Source organism: Candidatus Limnocylindrales bacterium (assembly GCA_035559535.1).
Classification (GTDB): Bacteria; Moduliflexota; Moduliflexia; order Moduliflexales; family JAUQPW01; genus JAUQPW01.
This window is the reverse complement of record DATMBG010000002.1, coordinates 22076-39068: the sequence shown is the minus strand read 5'-3', so window position 1 is coordinate 39068 and position 16993 is coordinate 22076. Positions and strand designations below refer to the sequence as shown.

Annotated in this window: 18 protein-coding genes; 10 read left to right on the top strand and 8 right to left on the bottom strand. The window is 45.7% G+C overall.

Translation table 11 applies throughout. The features are described from left to right. Positions 1 to 3: 3 nt before the first annotated feature. Together npdG and VNM22_00250 are read left to right on the top strand one after the other, a co-directional pair. The gene (gene npdG, locus VNM22_00255) at positions 4 to 663 is read left to right on the top strand and encodes an NADPH-dependent F420 reductase (GenBank protein HWP45565.1); all 660 of its coding nucleotides are present in this window, start codon (positions 4 to 6) and stop codon (positions 661 to 663) included. Then, on the top strand, positions 660 to 1517 hold the full coding sequence (locus tag VNM22_00250; protein ID HWP45564.1) for a sugar phosphate isomerase/epimerase family protein: 858 nt from the start codon (positions 660 to 662) through the stop codon (positions 1515 to 1517). Before npdG ends, VNM22_00250 begins: the two co-directional genes overlap by 4 nt. Here VNM22_00250 and VNM22_00245 read toward each other — a convergent pair. Further along, on the bottom strand, positions 1514 to 2035 hold the full coding sequence (locus tag VNM22_00245; protein HWP45563.1) for a hypothetical protein: 522 nt from the start codon (positions 2033 to 2035) through the stop codon (positions 1514 to 1516). The genes VNM22_00250 and VNM22_00245 overlap by 4 nt on opposite strands. A gap of 204 nt (positions 2036 to 2239) precedes the next feature. Beyond that, on the bottom strand, positions 2240 to 2644 hold the full coding sequence (locus tag VNM22_00240; GenBank protein HWP45562.1) for a hypothetical protein: 405 nt from the start codon (positions 2642 to 2644) through the stop codon (positions 2240 to 2242). 391 nt (positions 2645 to 3035) lie between these two features. Here VNM22_00240 and VNM22_00235 point away from each other — a divergent pair, with 391 nt between their 5' ends. Beyond that, positions 3036 to 3659, top strand: coding sequence for a winged helix-turn-helix transcriptional regulator (locus tag VNM22_00235; GenBank protein ID HWP45561.1), 624 nt, complete (start codon positions 3036 to 3038; stop codon positions 3657 to 3659). 224 nt (positions 3660 to 3883) lie between these two features. On the opposite strand, the gene VNM22_00230 is transcribed toward VNM22_00235, so the two are convergent. The 4 genes from VNM22_00230 to surE all read right to left on the bottom strand — a co-directional run bounded on the left by VNM22_00230 (position 3884) and on the right by surE (position 7991). Beyond that, the gene (locus VNM22_00230; protein HWP45560.1) at positions 3884 to 5728 is read right to left on the bottom strand and encodes a glycoside hydrolase family 99-like domain-containing protein; all 1845 of its coding nucleotides are present in this window, start codon (positions 5726 to 5728) and stop codon (positions 3884 to 3886) included. Positions 5729 to 5767: 39 nt separating this feature from the next. Beyond that, a complete protein-coding gene (locus tag VNM22_00225) occupies positions 5768 to 6460 on the bottom strand; it encodes a hypothetical protein (protein ID HWP45559.1) in 693 nt (230 codons plus the stop codon). Between the two features lie 155 nt (positions 6461 to 6615). Further along, entirely contained in the window at positions 6616 to 7182 is a 567-nt protein-coding gene (locus VNM22_00220; GenBank protein ID HWP45558.1) for a CoA pyrophosphatase, read from the bottom strand. A gap of 35 nt (positions 7183 to 7217) precedes the next feature. Then, positions 7218 to 7991: a 5'/3'-nucleotidase SurE gene (surE, locus tag VNM22_00215; GenBank protein HWP45557.1), complete on the bottom strand. Its 774-nt coding sequence runs from the start codon at positions 7989 to 7991 to the stop codon at positions 7218 to 7220. Positions 7992 to 8347: 356 nt separating this feature from the next. Between surE and VNM22_00210 the strand changes: the two genes are divergently transcribed. The 5 genes from VNM22_00210 (at position 8348) to thpR (ending at position 13341) form a co-directional block, all read left to right on the top strand. Then, positions 8348 to 9604, top strand: coding sequence for a glutamate-5-semialdehyde dehydrogenase (locus VNM22_00210; protein HWP45556.1), 1257 nt, complete (start codon positions 8348 to 8350; stop codon positions 9602 to 9604). 163 nt (positions 9605 to 9767) lie between these two features. Continuing rightward, positions 9768 to 10928: a glutamate 5-kinase gene (gene proB / locus VNM22_00205; protein ID HWP45555.1), complete on the top strand. Its 1161-nt coding sequence runs from the start codon at positions 9768 to 9770 to the stop codon at positions 10926 to 10928. A gap of 3 nt (positions 10929 to 10931) precedes the next feature. Continuing rightward, on the top strand, positions 10932 to 11411 hold the full coding sequence (locus tag VNM22_00200; GenBank protein ID HWP45554.1) for a phosphatidylglycerophosphatase A: 480 nt from the start codon (positions 10932 to 10934) through the stop codon (positions 11409 to 11411). A 122-nt stretch (positions 11412 to 11533) separates the two neighbouring features. Next, positions 11534 to 12775 (top strand): competence/damage-inducible protein A, encoded by a 1242-nt coding sequence (locus VNM22_00195; GenBank protein ID HWP45553.1) that lies wholly within the window; start codon positions 11534 to 11536, stop codon positions 12773 to 12775. A 2-nt stretch (positions 12776 to 12777) separates the two neighbouring features. Beyond that, positions 12778 to 13341: an RNA 2',3'-cyclic phosphodiesterase gene (gene thpR, locus VNM22_00190; GenBank protein ID HWP45552.1), complete on the top strand. Its 564-nt coding sequence runs from the start codon at positions 12778 to 12780 to the stop codon at positions 13339 to 13341. A gap of 19 nt (positions 13342 to 13360) precedes the next feature. Here the strand turns inward: thpR and VNM22_00185 are convergent, their stop codons facing one another. Further along, positions 13361 to 14347 carry a hypothetical protein gene (locus VNM22_00185; GenBank protein HWP45551.1) on the bottom strand — a complete coding sequence of 329 codons (987 nt, stop codon included), beginning with the start codon at positions 14345 to 14347 and terminating at the stop codon, positions 13361 to 13363. 156 nt (positions 14348 to 14503) lie between these two features. Next, complete coding sequence (locus tag VNM22_00180) at positions 14504 to 14656, bottom strand: hypothetical protein (protein HWP45550.1); 153 nt, start codon at positions 14654 to 14656, stop codon at positions 14504 to 14506. 219 nt (positions 14657 to 14875) lie between these two features. On the opposite strand from VNM22_00180, the gene VNM22_00175 reads away from it, so the two are divergent. Both VNM22_00175 and VNM22_00170 read left to right on the top strand, forming a co-directional pair. Further along, on the top strand, positions 14876 to 15799 hold the full coding sequence (locus VNM22_00175; protein ID HWP45549.1) for a response regulator: 924 nt from the start codon (positions 14876 to 14878) through the stop codon (positions 15797 to 15799). 81 nt (positions 15800 to 15880) lie between these two features. Continuing rightward, entirely contained in the window at positions 15881 to 16720 is an 840-nt protein-coding gene (locus VNM22_00170) for a cytidylate kinase family protein (GenBank protein ID HWP45548.1), read from the top strand. The last annotated feature ends 273 nt before the right edge of the window (positions 16721 to 16993 follow it).

Here is a 16993-nt window from a genome sequence, read left to right as displayed (position 1 = left end):
GTTATGGACGAAATAAAGAAAATTGCCGTTATTGGTGGGACCGGACGAGAAGGTTTCGGATTAGCCCTTCGTTGGGCAAAGGCAGGTAAGTCGATCCTGATAGGGTCCCGAAGCGAGGAGAAAGCCCAGGCTGCAGCCGAGAAAATTAACACCCAGTTAGGTCAGGCCCTGGCTATGGGAACCTCTAACGCTCTGGCAGCCCGGGAAGGGGATTTGGTACTCCTTTCCATTCCCTATCAAGGTCATGAACTGATTCTACCGGCTATTCGGGAAAGTGTCCAGGGAAAAATCGTTGTGGAAGTTACGGTACCTTTAGATCCCGATGACCCAACCCAGGTAAAAATGCCGGAAATAGGATCTGTGGCCGAAGAAACCCAGGCCTTTCTGGGTTCAAAAACGCCGGTTGTAGGAGCTTTTCATACCATTTCTTCGGCGAGTTTAAAAAAACTGGATCAGAAACCGGATAGCGATGTATTGGTTTTTAGCGATCATTCCCAGGCCAAAGAAACCGTTATCCAACTGGCCGAGTTAATCGGATTCAGGGCCCTGGACTGCGGTCCTTTGCGTACAGGTAGGACCATCGAGCGATTACCGGCTCTTCTGGTTTGGCTTAATAAACGATATCAGAAAAAGGATATTAGTTTGCACTTTACCGGACTATGAGTATAAAATTTAGTGTTCAGACCTCGGTTTTACCGGAATTGACCGTTGAACAGGTGGTTAAGAAGTTAAGTCAGCATGGATACGATGGGGTTGAATGGCGACTTCACGAGGCATATCACATCCACCCTTCAGAGGTCCTTAAAAAGGCCGGAGACATAAAAAAATTGGTGGAGGATCATGGATTGGAAGTCTCTTGCCTGATGGGTTTTGCCCCCTTAGAAGATATTTCGACTCAGGAACAAATTGCCCAGGCCTGCGCCATCATGGGATGCCCCCGTTACAGACCGGGTGCCGTCCTGTATGATGGGACCCAAAATTATCACGATCTTTACCGACGTACGGTAGATAGGTTAGGAAAAGTCATCGAAGTTACCTCACAGTATCGGGTAAAACCTCTCATCGAAACCCACTTTAATACCATTGCCCCCAGTGCAAGCCTGGCTTACCGTCTGGTACAAAATTTTGATCCCTCCCATATCGGAATCAATTACGACCCGGCCAATCTTATCATCGAAGGTTGGGAGGCTCCCCAGATGGGATTGGAACTCATAGGACCCTATCTGGATTATGTCCATGCTAAAAATACTTCCTGGGTCTTCGAAAATGGCTCCTGGCAGTGGAAATTTACGGCCATGGACCGTGGACAGGTGAACTGGTCGAAGATCATGCAGGTATTGAAAAAAATCGGCTATAACGGCTATATCTCCCTTGAGAATTTCTATAAAGTGCCCCTGCGAACCCAGGGTTATGTAGGGGAAGATCTTTCTCAAAGGGAAGAGTCTTACCGGGATATCGATGAACGATTAGAAGAAGACCTGGCTTTTCTTAAGAAAAGCTTGAACAGCTCCTCCTAACTGAAGACAGCGGTTACCAGTAATCCGGCCACCGCAACCACCAATCCCAGGGTATTTGCCACCGCAAGCACACCCAGCCAGGGTCTGGATGGTGCCGGTTGGGAGTTACATAACCAGCTTGCCCCTTCTACGGGAGGGTTTATCGATAACTGTTTCCCACAATAAGCCGCCGGATTAGCGTAAGGTAAGTAAATATCCCGCCAGGACTCACCCTTCGGTGAGGGATTAAAATGTACAAACACCACTAACAGTAACAAGGGAATAGCCGTACCAACCCAGTAACCCGAACCTACCTTTCCACGCGTCGTGAAATAAAGTCCCGGAAGAAGCCATGCATAGATTAGCAGACTCAGTGTGAAGGAAGTTACCCGGCTGGTGATCGGCCAGCCGATATGATTGCCCCGAACTATATGATCCAGATGATGGAAGACCCCCAACACCGTGATGAGAACTGCCAACCAGAGGAGTCGCTGGGTGGACTGTCGGTTCCACATGTCCCGGGTCGTCCGAACTTCCATCTTACCATTCCCTCATTCTAAAACCGGGCTGCAGGCTACCCCCGGGTTCGGGATAGCTTCCTGCAGCCTGGCGCCTTCTATCCAGCAAAACTTGACAACTTCTCGCAAATAAAATTTGAACCGGCTACCACTTTTAGAATAAAAATACACCTTCCTTTCCTTTGTGCAACACTTTTCGAGAACTCTTCTGCCTTCCCCGATGGACTATTTCACATTAAAATGTACCACGTCTATGTAAGGGGGATCGGTGGGTTTACGCCCGAGTTCTGAATGATCGTTATTTCGGATTTCTACCAGCAGAGTATGGGGTCCTGGTTTAACTCCCTCAAATTCAAAGCTATCCCCCCCGTGAACCTGCAGCTTACCGTCCAGGAAAAAGTGAGCATGTCCTTCACCCGGTTTGCTCGTCTTTCCAATACACTCTTCACATAACTTGAAATTTTCCGTCTTGATAACTGCTTTAACCTTGGGTCCCTGAACCGTTTCCCCCTCTTTAGGTGAGACAATCTTAACAGAGGACTGTTCTGCAGCCGTCCCCGAGCTGTTTATAATGATCATGCTTAAAAAGATAACTGTGGCTATAAAACTCCATTTCTTATACCCTTCCATAGAATAATTCTGGATTAAAAGTACCTGCTTCTGAAAAGAAGCAGTGACTTTTAATCTTCTCCTGTTGGGAAATCGGTAAAGTTAGATTCAGTGACCGGACTTTTACACCTTCCCAAAGCTTTTTGGGAGCAGGTTTTAACCTACTTTTAACCATATAGTCGAGATCATAAAATGTCAATCTATTTTTTTTGTTTAAACAGAAAAAATAGATTAAATATCTAGAAAGTTGTAATTGAAGCCTTCAACAGATGGGGATTTTTTAAATTTTTCAAGAAATTCTTTGACTATTTCGGGGGAATTTCCTATCGTTAATGAAAGAGAAGATTTTTCTTTCTGGAGGAAAAACGAGTCGTCAAAGCAGCTTTTTATTTTATAGGAAAGAGAAACGTTCATGAAGAAAACCACCACACGATATAAAATTCTAACCCACTTACAAAAACGAGGCGGGATGACGGTAGATGAGCTCTGTAAGGTATTGGGAATAGGTCCGACTGCCGTCCGTCAGCATATGGCCGGACTTCTTAATGATGGATTGGTTGAGTTTAAAGAATTAAGACAGGAGATCGGCCGGCCCCGGTTCGTTTATGCTTTGACGGAAGAGGCCCATGATATTTTCCCAAAATCTTATCATATCCTTGCCGATTCCTTGATTGACGCCGTGAAAGCTCTGTATGGGGAGGAAGGAATTGATCGGGTTTTTGAACAGATCGGCCAGACCTGGATTGCAAATCACCAGGACCGAATGAAAGGGAAAGATTTGCAGGGGCGTATTCGGGAGATGGTCAAGATTCTGGACGAGCAGGGATTCCTTCCGGAGCTCGAGAAAAATGCCGACGGCTACATCCTGCGGGAATACAACTGTCCTTCCCACCGAATTGCAATAAAGTATCCCTATGTCTGTAACATGGTTTTTCGTTTTTTATCGAAGCTTTTAGATACCGAGGTTATCCGAACCCACTGCATTCGTAATGGGGACCCTTACTCGGCCTATCATATTGGGATACGTCCTTCGTGAATTGAGGGATCCCGGGGAACATTGAAAATATTATTTCTCCGGATAGTTGGCCATATTTTTTACGGTTTTTAAATAGTAACTTACGAAGGGCTGGAGAGGGTATGGAAGTAAGGAGGTGCCGGTATAAAATAATTTCTCCACTACTTCCCCTTCCCTTTTCTTCGTGTCTCTTCCTGGGTAAACCCTCTCGATACCCTACGAAATCCGGCTACTCTCAAGTATTTTCAGAGTATGGTAACTTTACTCTGCTTAATCCAGGCACTTCCATGCCATAAAGTTCGGAATTCGAGTTGATGGCCTGCTGAGTTTCGAAACGGGACCTCAAAGTCTTGATATTGGAAAGGGGCACGGAAATCTCTTCGTCGAACATCCTTTTTTCCAAGGATTTTCCGGGTTGTTGCATCCCGAACATCCAGGGTTACCACCACGCTGTTGCCGGCCCGGTTATTATCGATCATTAAACTGAAAAGGGCCCGGTGGATACCGGCCGGTATTCCGGCAGTATAGGGTCCATAGCAGAGATACTTCTTGGGATTATCCTGACCAACGATTGCAGACCAGCCATCGAGTTCTGCCCGACCTATCTGATGGGGAAGGCTTACAGCGGAAAATTCAAAGAGACCCGGTGAAGGTGGAGAAGGAGGTTGGGGCGAAGGTGGAGGTTGAGGTTTAGGTTGAACAACTTGAAGGAAGGGGCGCATCAAGGAATCTACGCTCTCTAGAGGTGGCGTAGGAGGAGTCTCCCAGGTTCTACCCAGCTCCTCGGCGAGTATTCGCAGGTATAAATAGGCATAGGGGTTGTGGTAGATATCGTAATAACTGACCGAGGGTTCGATTTGAGAACCCTCATGCCATTCATTCCAGGCCTGGATTAAGATAAAATCTGACCTGGCCTGGATTGCCGCTTTGATCTGCTGTCGCCAATTTTCACCCCCGGCCCTATCCAAAGTTTTGGCAGGATTCGAACCAGGCCGCCAGTCATCATCATTAAAACCCGGCATCATAGGAGCCATGGTATCTTTTCTAAATTTTTTAGCATCGGCCACATAATTTTTATAAGTAATCAGTTTAGTGGCATAGGAAGCTTCTACCATCCCATTGGGGGTCCAGCTTGTATAACAGTCAACTCCAATTTCGGCCCAGGGTCGGTTCGGTTTAAGACTCAGGTAGGTATTGGGGAAATGGTTGAGATCGACAAAATTATAAATTTGGACGACGATGGCTATGACATAAAGATCTTCAGGGGGATGGAGTCGGGTTTTGATGCCTTGAATCAAATCCTCGAACTGGGGAGCCGTAATATTCTCATCGATGAAAGGAATACCAATAACCGGCTTTCCATTAATCCGCAGATAGGCGGGATGGGCTTTGTATCGGTTAAGCATTTCGGCAATCCGATCTTTTCCCAGACCGATAGATTTATTAAGATTATCCTGAGAGGATCGGGTATCAGAACGTCGAGCCGGGTCTTTTTGAAGGGATTTTCGAAATAAGAGGGAACCCTCTGTTTTAAAGGATAGGATGGGTTCTTCGATTCCTGACGGGAGTTTTTTTACAACCCGGGTTTTTTTCAAGAATTTCGTGGGTTCGAAGAGAACGGTTCCCCAACTGGTGTAGTGATCGATGAATCCTATGTGGAAATTTCCCTCCTGGGCTGCAAGATCCAATAACTGTCCGATTTGAGGGTTCCCCTGGGGCTTTCGTTCCTCCCATTCCAAAACATAAAGTAAAAATCCATCGATGCCTGCCGCCTTTGCACACCGGATATGCCAGCGCATGACTTCAGGGTCTAGGCTGTTGTAAGGCCCAATAAAAGGATAATCTCCTGGAGTCCCCACCCAGATATTACGCTTCCAGGGTTCCGCCCCGGGTATCGGTCTTGCATTCCTTTCTGGATTGCCCAGACCCAGATAATTTGCCGGAAGAATCCACTGCCCAAATCCTTGCTTTTCTCCACTAAAGTAGTCAAAATAGGTGGCAAAGACTAGCATGGTAAAAAGAGAGTAGGCAGGGGGTGGTGGATCCTTTATCCGGTATCTTCTACCGGCTGTCCACCGCCTGCTGCCCACTTATCCCAAGGTTTTTGCCCATCGGCTACTATCCCTGCTTTACTCCGTTTTACCCGGTAGTTCTTGGACCGGTCGGCGAGCTGCCTCCAGGTTTTTCTCGTCTTGTAGGAAGCGCTTAAACTGCTCCCGAGCTTCTTCACTTTCCAGGAACTTCGAGAACATAACCTTCTTGTAACTGATGTTCTGAAGATCCCGTTCTAGCATTTTGTCCCGTTCCTCTTTGATTTGCTGATTAAGCTGATAAAGCCTCTCCTCAAGGAGTTGATTTTCCAACATGAGGTCGGCCAATAACTGGGCTTTCTTGCCACTCCCAAATCCCATCAGACCCAGACTACTCCCCACTTTTTCTTGAAATCTTTTAAGATTTCTCTCCAGAATATCTACTTTGTGCTTGAGTTCTTGATTCTCTTTATAAATATCCCCTGCCTTGTTATCGAAAAATTCGGAGAGGGCTTTCTTGAAGATACTGATCTCGTTCATCGTCTCTTGAAGTTTGGAATCAAACTCTTTGGAACTGGCCTCCAATTTGGCTTCCAATTCCCGCTCCTTGGATTTTTTCCCTATCCGGCTTCCAATTTTAAAAGCCAAAACAAAACTCAGAATCAATAAACCCAGAAACAGAACACCGCTAATCAGTAGCAGGAGCAGAATCATATTGGGGTCGGCACTTTTTAAAAACTCGATGAGGTTGGTCCCCAGGTCGTTTAAAATAGCTGATAATGTTAATGTCATAATGATATTATCCTCCTTTTTTAAAGAATTTAAACTCGTAAGATGAAAAAAAACCTACCAGTGAAATGGGGTTATGTCAAGGGATTTTCCTGGTATTTTCCCTGAATTTAGCCATCTTCACAGTATGCCGGATACCGACCACTCGGGTTGATGGGTCAGGTTAAAAGCTTTATTAACTGTTTGATAATTTGGACCGTAAGGCCCCAGATGATATGGGTTTGATAGGTATAAGCAGGGACCCATAGGGTAGAGCCGGAAGCTTCCACCCTTTGTTCTCGGAGATGAAGAGGGTTGGCCAGGAAGGACCAGGGGACCGAAAGAACTTCCTCTACTTCGAAGGGATTGGGATATACACCGGGAAACCTCCACAGGACCCCTACAACGGGAGTTACCAGAAAACCGCTATTTCGAGTTTGAATCGACTCTAACTGTCCTAGAATTTCGACCTGTTCAGGAGAGATCCGGAGTTCTTCATAGGTCTCCCGCAGGGCTGTGAGTTGAAGAGGTTCCCCGTCCTTTTGAGAACCCCCTGGAAAACAGACCTGTCCTTTATGATGGGGAAGCGTCTGAGTTCGCTTGGTCAGGAGTAAGTGAGGCTCCCTTTCCTTCTCATAGAAGGGGATCAGGACGGCTGCAGGTTTTCCGGATAAATTCGAAGAGGAAAATTTTACTCCTTGAAGCCTGGTGGTAAGCCGCTTGATAAAAACCTCAAAGGTTTCCATAAGTTTTACGGTCTAAGTCAAAAAATAAAAGGCAATTATAAATCAAAATCCCACTTTTTGAGCTCTTCCAACAATTTATAATCGGTTAAGTCATATTGAAGGGGAGTAATGGAAATTTTATGTTGTCTTAGAACCAGGTGGTCGATTTCCTCCTCTTCTCCGTTGGGTTCTACCTCGATTTTCTCGCCGGTTAACCAATAGTAGAGACGATTACGCGGATCGGTCCGCATTTGAAAGGTATCGGTAAATTTCAAACTTCCCTGACGGGTGATGGCAACGCCTTTGATCTGATCTTCCGGGAGGTAAGGAATGTTTACATTGAGGGTTGTCCCCTTGGGAAGCCCTTCCTCCATAACTTTTACAGCAAGTTTATGGGTAAATTTAGCTGCATAGCTGAAATCTGGGTTTTCCGCATGGGAAGCATCTAGGGATACGGCAATGGATGGGATTCCCAGAATAGTTCCCTCCGTAGCGGCAGAAACCGTTCCCGAGTAGATGACATTAGTACCCGTGTTAGGGCCATGATTAATTCCCGAGATGAGGATATCCGGTTTTACTTCCAATAAAGCATTAACCGCCAGCTTAACGCAATCCGCAGGAGTCCCGTTTACCGCATATCCAAAAAATTTCCCACCCCGTTCCACCTGCCAGACCCGAAGAGGATCGGAAATAGTTATAGCATGACCGACAGCGCTCCGTTCTCGCTCCGGAGCTACCACGATCACCTCTCCCAGGTTCTGTAATTCCTGGTATAGGGCCAGAATGCCTTTGGCATAAATCCCGTCATCATTTGTAATTAAGATGAGCATGTTGTATCAAATAACCATAATTATAGTCGCTGACCAAGCAGATCGGTTAGTACCGATATTCCACAAAATTGCTTTTACATTTATACATCTTTTTTCCTTGAGGAGCAAGTATACATCTTTTTTTCCCGGGGAGCAAGAGGAAAAGCGCCTGAAAATTTTTAAATCTCTCAGGTTGGTCCCCCGGATAGTTTTTCCTTGACAAGACGGGTTATTGTTATGTACTTTCAAGCGATGGGTATCCATCTCCCGGGCGAACCTGGGAGTATGTTCCTACCGAGATTTGGGATTTCTACTTTTGAAAAAGTAGCCCTAGGGCTTAGAACCTGAAGGCTATTTCTAACCCCATGAGTTTTAAAATGGATATAAAAGAGGAGATGATTCGGCTTGCCCGGCAAGCCAGACAAGCAGCTAAAAAACTGGCCAACTTATCCACAACAATCAAGAACAACGCCCTCCACTCCATGGCCGATGAAATCGAAGCTCAAAAGCAGCGAATCAAACAAGAAAATGAAAAAGATCTGGCCTATGCCCGGAGTAAAGGGCTCTCGTCGGCTATGATTGACCGGCTCCTCCTCAACGACAGACGTATAAAAGCGATGGCCGATGGACTTCGAGAAGTCGCCCTGTTGCCGGATCCTGTAGGAGAGGTAGTCGAAATGTGGCGTCGACCCAACGGTCTGGAAATCGGTAAAGTTCGAGTCCCTCTGGGCGTGATCGGTATTATTTATGAGTCACGACCCAATGTCACCGTAGATACGGCCGGACTCTGTCTCAAGGCCGGAAATGCCGTTATTTTGCGAGGGGGCTCTGAAGCCATTCACTCCAATATGTACCTCGCCGGTATTTTGACCGAATCTGCACAAAGGGCAGGGGTTCCAGAATATGCCATTCAAATGGTTAAAACTACGGATCGTCAGGCCGTCTACGAAATGCTCAAGTTAGATAAATACATTGATGTGATTATTCCCCGCGGAGGGGAGGAACTGATCCGGACCGTAACCGAGAACTCGACCATTCCCGTTATCAAGCATGATAAGGGATTGTGCCATGTATATGTGGACAACGACGCGGACTTAAAAATGGCTGAAGAAATCGCTTATAATGCCAAGGTTCAACGACCGGGAGTTTGTAATGCCATGGAAACTTTACTCGTCCATCAAGATATCGCCGAAAAGTTTCTCCCGGCCATGATCCAAAGATATAAACAAGCAGGGGTTGAAATTCGAGGATGTGAGCAGACCCGGGCCATAGTCCCGGATATTAAACCGGCTACGGAAGCAGATTGGGATACAGAATACCTGGATCTCATCCTGTCTATTAAAGTAGTTACCGGCATCGATGAAGCCATCGAGCATATTACAAAACATGGCTCGATGCTTTCAGAGGCCATTGTCACAGAGAATTACACCAAAGCCAGAAGGTTTCTCTGGGAAGTAGATGCTGCTGCGGTATATGTGAATGCTTCCACCCGATTTACCGATGGAAATCAATTTGGCTTGGGAGCAGAAATCGGAATCAGCACCCAGAAATTACACGCCCGTGGACCGGTTGGACTCAAGGAATTAACTTCTACAAAATATATCATCTACGGAAGTGGGCAGCTGCGAGAGTAAAAGTCGAAGGGGAGAGACCGACCTCCAATTCCATGGACAAAACCCGGACTGTGTCCTCAGTAGTCAGAGGCGTAAAGACCGGAAGCCGGAGATGAGAACCTGATAGCTGGCCCTAAGTACGGGCGTACGGCCGTACGCCCCTGCCCTCAAGATAGGACAAGATATGAATCGTAAAGTCTATTTTGAGCATGTAAAGAGAATTGTTGTCAAGGCGGGTACCAATATCCTGGTAGATAACCAGGGGGAATTGTACGAGGATTTTTTGAATAACCTGGCCGAGGATTTAAGTAGTCTTAAGAAAGAAGGTAAAGAGATCGTAATGGTAACTTCTGGCGCTGTTCGAACGGGAGTTTTCAAGTTGGGTTATGATCCTCTGGTTTCGGTACAGAATACCCAGATAAAGCAGGCTGCGGCAGCGGTAGGACAGGTTATACTCATGCAAAAGTATCAAGAAATCTTGAAAAAATTCGGATTATGGGTGGCCCAGGTTATGGTTACACGATCGGATTTTAGAATCTGGGAGAAGTACTTGAACATCCTAAACACCTTTAATTACCTGTTAAAAAACCCGCAGGTAATTCCCATTGTTAACGAAAATGATACCATCTCCACCGAGGGAATTGAGTTTGGGGAAAACGATACCCTGGCGGCTTTTATCGCAAACAAGATCGAGGCCGATGTGTTGATTTTTCTCTCTAATATCCCTGGGGTTTATAGTGGGGATCCAAAAGATCCCCGTCAGCAAGGTTCTCTGGAGTTTATTCCCGTTATCGAGAATATCACCCCGGAAATGGAACAGGCAGCGCAGCATGCCAGGATGACAAAAGGGAGTCGGGGTGGCATGTATACCAAACTTCAGGCCTGCAAAATGGCCATGAATTTCGGCATTTATACCGTCATTGCCCATGGTCATGAGAAAAACGTGGTGCGACGTATTCTGCATGGTGAAGAGGTCGGTACGCTTTTTCTACCCGGTAAGCGTCAGGTTCAACGTCGGAGAAATCGGAAGAATTGGCTGGCCCATGCTCTTTTTCCCAAAGGGAGAATCAAGGTAGACTCAGGTGCTAAAGCGGCCATTTGCCATCAAGGAGCCAGTCTGCTTCCTTCTGGAATCAAAGAAGTTGAAGGAAACTTTGTCCCCGGAGATTTGGTAAGTGTCGTAGATCTCGAAAGTCATGAAATTGCCCGGGGATTGGTGAGTTATTCTTCAGAGGAAATCATGAAAATCAAAGGAGCCAAATCGGGGGAAATCAAAGCCCGGCTGGGTTATGAACGTGGTGAAGATGAAGTCATTCATCGAGATAATCTGGTTTTATTGGTGTAAAGAATGATCACAAAACCCGCTACAAAGTTTTATAAAATCTACCATATGATCGGTACGGGATTTTATGTAGGATATACCCCTGTAGCTCCGGGTACAGTGGCTTCAGTAGCTACCCTTCCCCTCTATTTTATCCTCCGGCCCTTTCCCTGGACTCTCTATCTGGGGATAACCCTTCTTCTTTTTCTAGTTGGGGTTAAAGCTGCAAACGAAATTCAAAAAGTACTAGGCCAGCCAGATCCGGGTATCGTGGTGATAGATGAGATCGTGGGTTACCTTCTTACCTTATTTCTTCTTCCTAAAACTATCGGGTTTGTTGTGGGAGGGTTCTTCCTTTTCAGATTATTTGATATCTTTAAACCTTTCGGTATCCGGAAAATAGATCAAAATCCGAATCTGGCTGGATTCGGAACGATGGCAGATGACGCCATAGCCGGTATTTATTCAAATCTTGTTTTACAGGTAGTTCATTTGCTTCTAAAATAAAAACTATCCTTTGTCCTTTGTCCATTGCTTGTAAGTAATATAATTAGAGGGATTTATCTGACCCGCTAAAGGATACCTTACAAACAAGGGATAAAAGGACGATGGATAAGAAACGGTAGTTAGTGGTTGAAATTATCAGTGTTGGTCAGGATCTTGCTTCTGGACAGACCCAAAATTTAGGAGCCGCCGTGGTAACCCGGGAACTTTTGCACGCCGGAGTTGAGGTCGATTATACCACTTTTGTGGGAAACCGAGAAGATTACTTAGAGGAGATACTGCGTCAGGCTTTGCTTCGCTCCGGTTTAATTTTTGTCCTGGGTGGTTTAGGCTCCCATCATTATGATATTACCAAAAAAATCTTATCCCGGGTTCTTAATAAACGGCTGGTTTTAGATTATAAAGTTTTAGATAAAATCAAACAGCGCTTTGAAAAGCGTGGGGAGGTTATGCCACGTTCAGAAGAAAAGCAGGCGCTCATCTTGTCTGAGACCGAATTGTTAGAAAACCCCATCGGTATGTCTCCTGGATTTCTGTTTCACCAAGGTGATGCGGTGGTGATTGCCTTGCCCGGGGATCCGGTAGAAATCAAGGCCATCTGGACCCAGGAAGTTTTACCCCGATTGGACCTGCAAGGGTTGAAAAAGGTCCCCTCGGACACCCTGATTTTAAAGACCTGCGGGCTTGCAGAATCTACCTTAGAGGAATGGGTCCGGTCTGTTGTACGTAGTCAGGGTAATATCACCTTCAGTCTCATTCCCTATGGAGAGGAAGTGGAGATCGCCATGGAAGTGAAGGGTGAGACCCCGGAAGAGGTAGAGGCCCTTCGGCGTGATTTGGAGTATAAACTTAGAAGAAAGCTCGGAAGCTATCTCTATGGAACCGGTGAACAGACCTTGGAAGAAGTCGTCGGATCCCTTTTAGCCCTGAATCGAAAGACCCTGGCTGTGGCCGAATCCTGTACCGGAGGTCTTATTTGTCATAGATTGACCAATGTAGAAGGAAGCTCTCGTTATTTTGAGCGGGGGATTATCTCTTACAGCAATGAGGCCAAGATGAGTTTACTGGATGTTTCTCCGGAGATTATTCGGGAAAAAGGCCCAGTGAGTGCCGAAGCGGCCATTGCAATGGCGGAAGGAGTTCGATGGATCTCCCAGACCTCTTTGGGATTAGCCACCACAGGAATCGCAGGGCCGTCAGGTGGAACCCCGGAGAAACCGGTTGGGTTGGTTTATATTGCTCTGGCAGCCGAGGGTAGAGAGACTAAATCGGAGCGGTTTTATTTTTCGGGAGACCGAAATTCCATTAAATTAAGGGCTTCTCAAATGGGCCTGGATATGATTCGTAGACACCTGACCAGTTTATAATTATGATCCGGTCTTTCATTGCTATAAAAATTTCGGAGGAGGTTCTTCAAAAGATCGTAGAAGTTCAAAATATCTTAAAAGAATCTGGAGTATCCGTCAAATGGGTTGAACCGGAAAATATTCACTTGACCCTTAAGTTTCTCGGAGATACCTCTGAATCCCAGATCGAGGATATCGTTCGGGTGATGCAGGAAAGTACCCAAGGAACCGGTCCTTTTCAGATTTCCATAGCCCGCGTAGGAGCGTTTCCAAACCTTCGATATCCGCGAGTCATCTGGGTGGGGGTTCAGGATGTCCAGGAAGCCCTTCAGAAAATTCAACACCGACTGGAGCAGGGTCTTCATGGCTTAGGATTTGCCATTGAAGAAGGTGTGTTTAAACCCCATATTACCCTCGGGCGGGTTAAATCCGAAAAGAACAAAAGCAATTTGTTAAGGACGGTGGAAACGGTGGTAAATACAGAATTTGGTGTTCTCCAGGTCAATCACATCCATCTTATTCGAAGCGATTTAAAACCAACCGGGCCGGAGTACACGGTGATTCAAAGTGTTGAATTAAGGAATTAAAAAATACAAGGGTCCGTAGTCATTTCCTGCACACAATTTCAATAACTTCCCGTTTAGCCAGGGATTTGGTAATGGCGTCCGGGGGATCGTTATCGATATCGGTATTTCCGGCCGGTCTGCTGTAGTTGATTTTCATATGTACCTGATCATCCTGGGTAAATAGACCACATCCGCAACTTCCTACGGCAACCATGACAGAAGGTCGGTCCGATGCATGGAAAAATCCTACGGCATGGCCTAATTCATGGGAGGTTAACTCGTCAAAGGGAAAATTAGGATTTAATACTAACCGTGTTACCGCTGCATCGATTCGATTTCCGAAGGTTTGGGTTCGGGTAACCCCAAAGGCACCTCTTTGGAGAATAGTATGGTCAAATTTAATAATAATGGTTCCTGAAGTTAATTCGGCGGGGGGATTACTGGTTACCGTAATTCGAGAGCCTGTGATAAATCCCTTGGTAAAAACCGGCATGCTTTGGCGGATGACACTTTTTACAGTATCCACCGTGCTTGAAGGGATGGGGGCTCCGGTACCGATTTCAGGGCTGGTGTCGATAAAGAAGGTAGGCTCCGAACCTTCCCATCGATTGGTGGGGCGTAAGAAAAGGCTTTCTTCCGCATCGCGAACCAGTTGCCTGTAAAACTGTAAACTAAAGGCACCGGTTTTTTCAATGACATCGATATTGGCCACAAGGCTACGGGATAAATCCTTTGTGACCTGTCTAGGATATTGTGAAGGACCATCGACATTAATTCCTACCACTCCACTAAAACTTCCGGGTATAATATAATCTCCATTACTAGTGGTGGTTGCTGCTGCCCCTCCAATTCGGACTGTAGAGCCTGCAATGGGCCCGCCACTGATGGTGCCGGTAATTTTTCCCATTACGTTTCCAGGCCCCGGAGGGGTTGAAGGACCTCCATTCTCATTATTACAACCTGCTGAATAAAGAACCGAGGCTAAAAGAACAACCTTCAAAACACGCACAAAGTCATATCGCCCCATGAATTTTTACTCCTCGCCAAAAAACTTAAGTTAAGATGCACTTGTGTTGTAGAAAAGGGTTGACTTTCTGAGAAGATGAAGGTATGAAATCAAGTAATACCTTGATCCTCCGGGTTTAATAAATCCAGGCTCAGATCCTGTGAAGACGTTAAAGGGTTATGAACCTGTTTTAGGCAATTTACCTCCATCCAGAATGGCATCTAGAGAGGGGGTTGTCCCGTATTTTCGAATCCATTTCTTTCGGGCTTTTCCCATTTTGGTTTTTTTACGCTTTCTAATATTGGTAACACGAGCTGTAGGGGACGCCATAGGGTAACACCTCCAGGGTCAGAAATTTATAAGAGATTATCCATAAATTTAAAACCTTGTTTCCTATTTAACGTCTATATAATATCCGTTGTCTACAGAGCTGTCAAGATCTTTCTTAACTTATAACGAGTGGGCCAGTTAAGCAGGAGGGAAGCAGGTGGGAGTGACAGGCCGGGAAAAAAGTTTTCTGTTACCACACTGCTTTAAGAGGTTTGGAAAGTGGAAAAGGTTTTGATTGTTGATGATAACCCTGGGATCCGAGAGGTCCTCAGCGCCGGATTTAAATATATGGGGTACGAGTGTATTCTGGCTGAGGATGGCGAAGATGCTCTGGAAAAGCTAAAGATGTATACTCCTGATCTCGTCATACTGGATATCATGATGCCAAAGATAGATGGGTTTCAGGTTTGTCGCATGATTAAGAAAAATATTTTTCTATCCAAAATTCCTGTCATTGTACTGACGGCTAAAAACAGCATTGAAGATCGCATCTACGGACTGGATGAGGGAGCCGATGATTATATAGGAAAACCCTTCGATTTAAAGGAGCTTCTGGCGAGGGCTCGATCTCTGATTCGGAGAACCCGATTGGTGATGGACCGGGATCCTTCTACGAATTTACCGGGGGCTGCGGCCGTCGAGCGGGAGATCCAGTCCCGAATTGAAAGTAAAACTACCTACGCGGTATGTTACATGGATTTGGATAATTTTAAAGCTTATGCAGACAATTACGGGTTTAACATGGCCAATAAAGTGATTCAAATGACGGCCCGGGTGATTGCAGGGACGGTTATGTTAGAAGGGAATGAAGATGACTTTGTGGGTCACATCGGCGGGGACGATTTTATCGTGATTTCCACGCCTGAGAAATTTGAAGTCATCTGCCAGCGGGTTATCAAAGAGTTCGATGAAAAAATTCTTTCTTATTATCATCCAGAGCATCTTCAAAAAGGGAGCTTTCGAGGGGTTGATCGGGAGGGTATCGAACGGGACTTTCCTATTACCACCATCTCCATTGCGGTTGTTTTAAGCGACTATAAGGAATTTGCCTCTCCCAGTGAAATTGGTCAGGTGATCGCAGAAGTTAAGAAAACCGCCAAGAGAATTAAGGGGAGCAATTATCAAGTACTCAGAAAAACTTGATAACCCGTTGTCAGTTGTCCGTTGTCTGGAGTCCTATACGGTGAAAAACGACGCACAACTGACAACGGGCAACAGATAAAAATGGCCATTATTACCATCTCCAGGCAGCTAGGTAGTGGGGGCAATGCCACGGCCAATAGGCTGGCGAAGATTTTAGGCTATAGTCTGATTGATAAGGCCAAAATTCATGAGATGGTTTCAGACTATGGACGGTTTAAGACAGAGTTGGAAAAGGTCGTTAACGAAGAAAAACCCGGATTCCTGGATAGATTTTTCCGAAGTCAAGAAATTTACCTGGACCTCCTTCAGTCCTTGATCTATGAGATTGCTTGTATGGGAAATGTCATTATCATGGGTCGTGGTGGGCATATGATCTTAAAAGATGTGCCGGGTGTATTACGGGTCAAGATGATCAGCCCCTATGAGCTCAGAATAAAACGCGTAATGGAAGATCAGGGGGTCAGCCGGGAAACTGCCGAAGAGCTAATTCGCCAGAATGATCGGGAGAGGACCGGTTTTATGAGATATTTATTTGATATCGATGAGGCCGATCCGAACTTTTACGATCTGGTCATCAACACCGAACATATAAGTATTGCAACCGCCGCCGATTTCATTGCACAGGCTGTAAAATCTCCAGAATTACAGGCAGCCAGTTCGGAATCCATGGAAATGCTTAAAAGATTGGCCCTGGCAAAAAAAGTAGAGATCGTCATTACCGATGAAGCTTCAAGCTCTTCCTATATGAGGGTACAGGTCAATGCCCATGGGGTCGTTACTCTGGAAGGAATCGTCCGCAGTGAAGAGGAAAAACGAAAAGTAGAAGAAAAGGCGCTTTCTGTTCGTGGAGTCCGGGAAGTTATCAATAATGTAGCCATCGTAGAAATCCCGCCAGGGGCCGAGTGGCCGCAAGGATGGTAGAACCAGGTTGGCAATCTCGGATCCTGGTTGATGGTTTTCAGTGACAATTCAAAAGAAAAGAGATTGACTTTTAACTCGACGGTTTTGTATATTAACTTAGATTAGTGAACGCGATTTTTTAAGTAAACGGTCATAAGAAATGACAGGATTTCTATGGTCGTTTCCTCCGTGGATATATAAGGACGGGTTTGTGATCGATTACTTAGCTAACACTCTGGTCTTGTAAACGTTGTGTAGATGACAGATTACAAGGAGAATTCTTATAAGAACCTG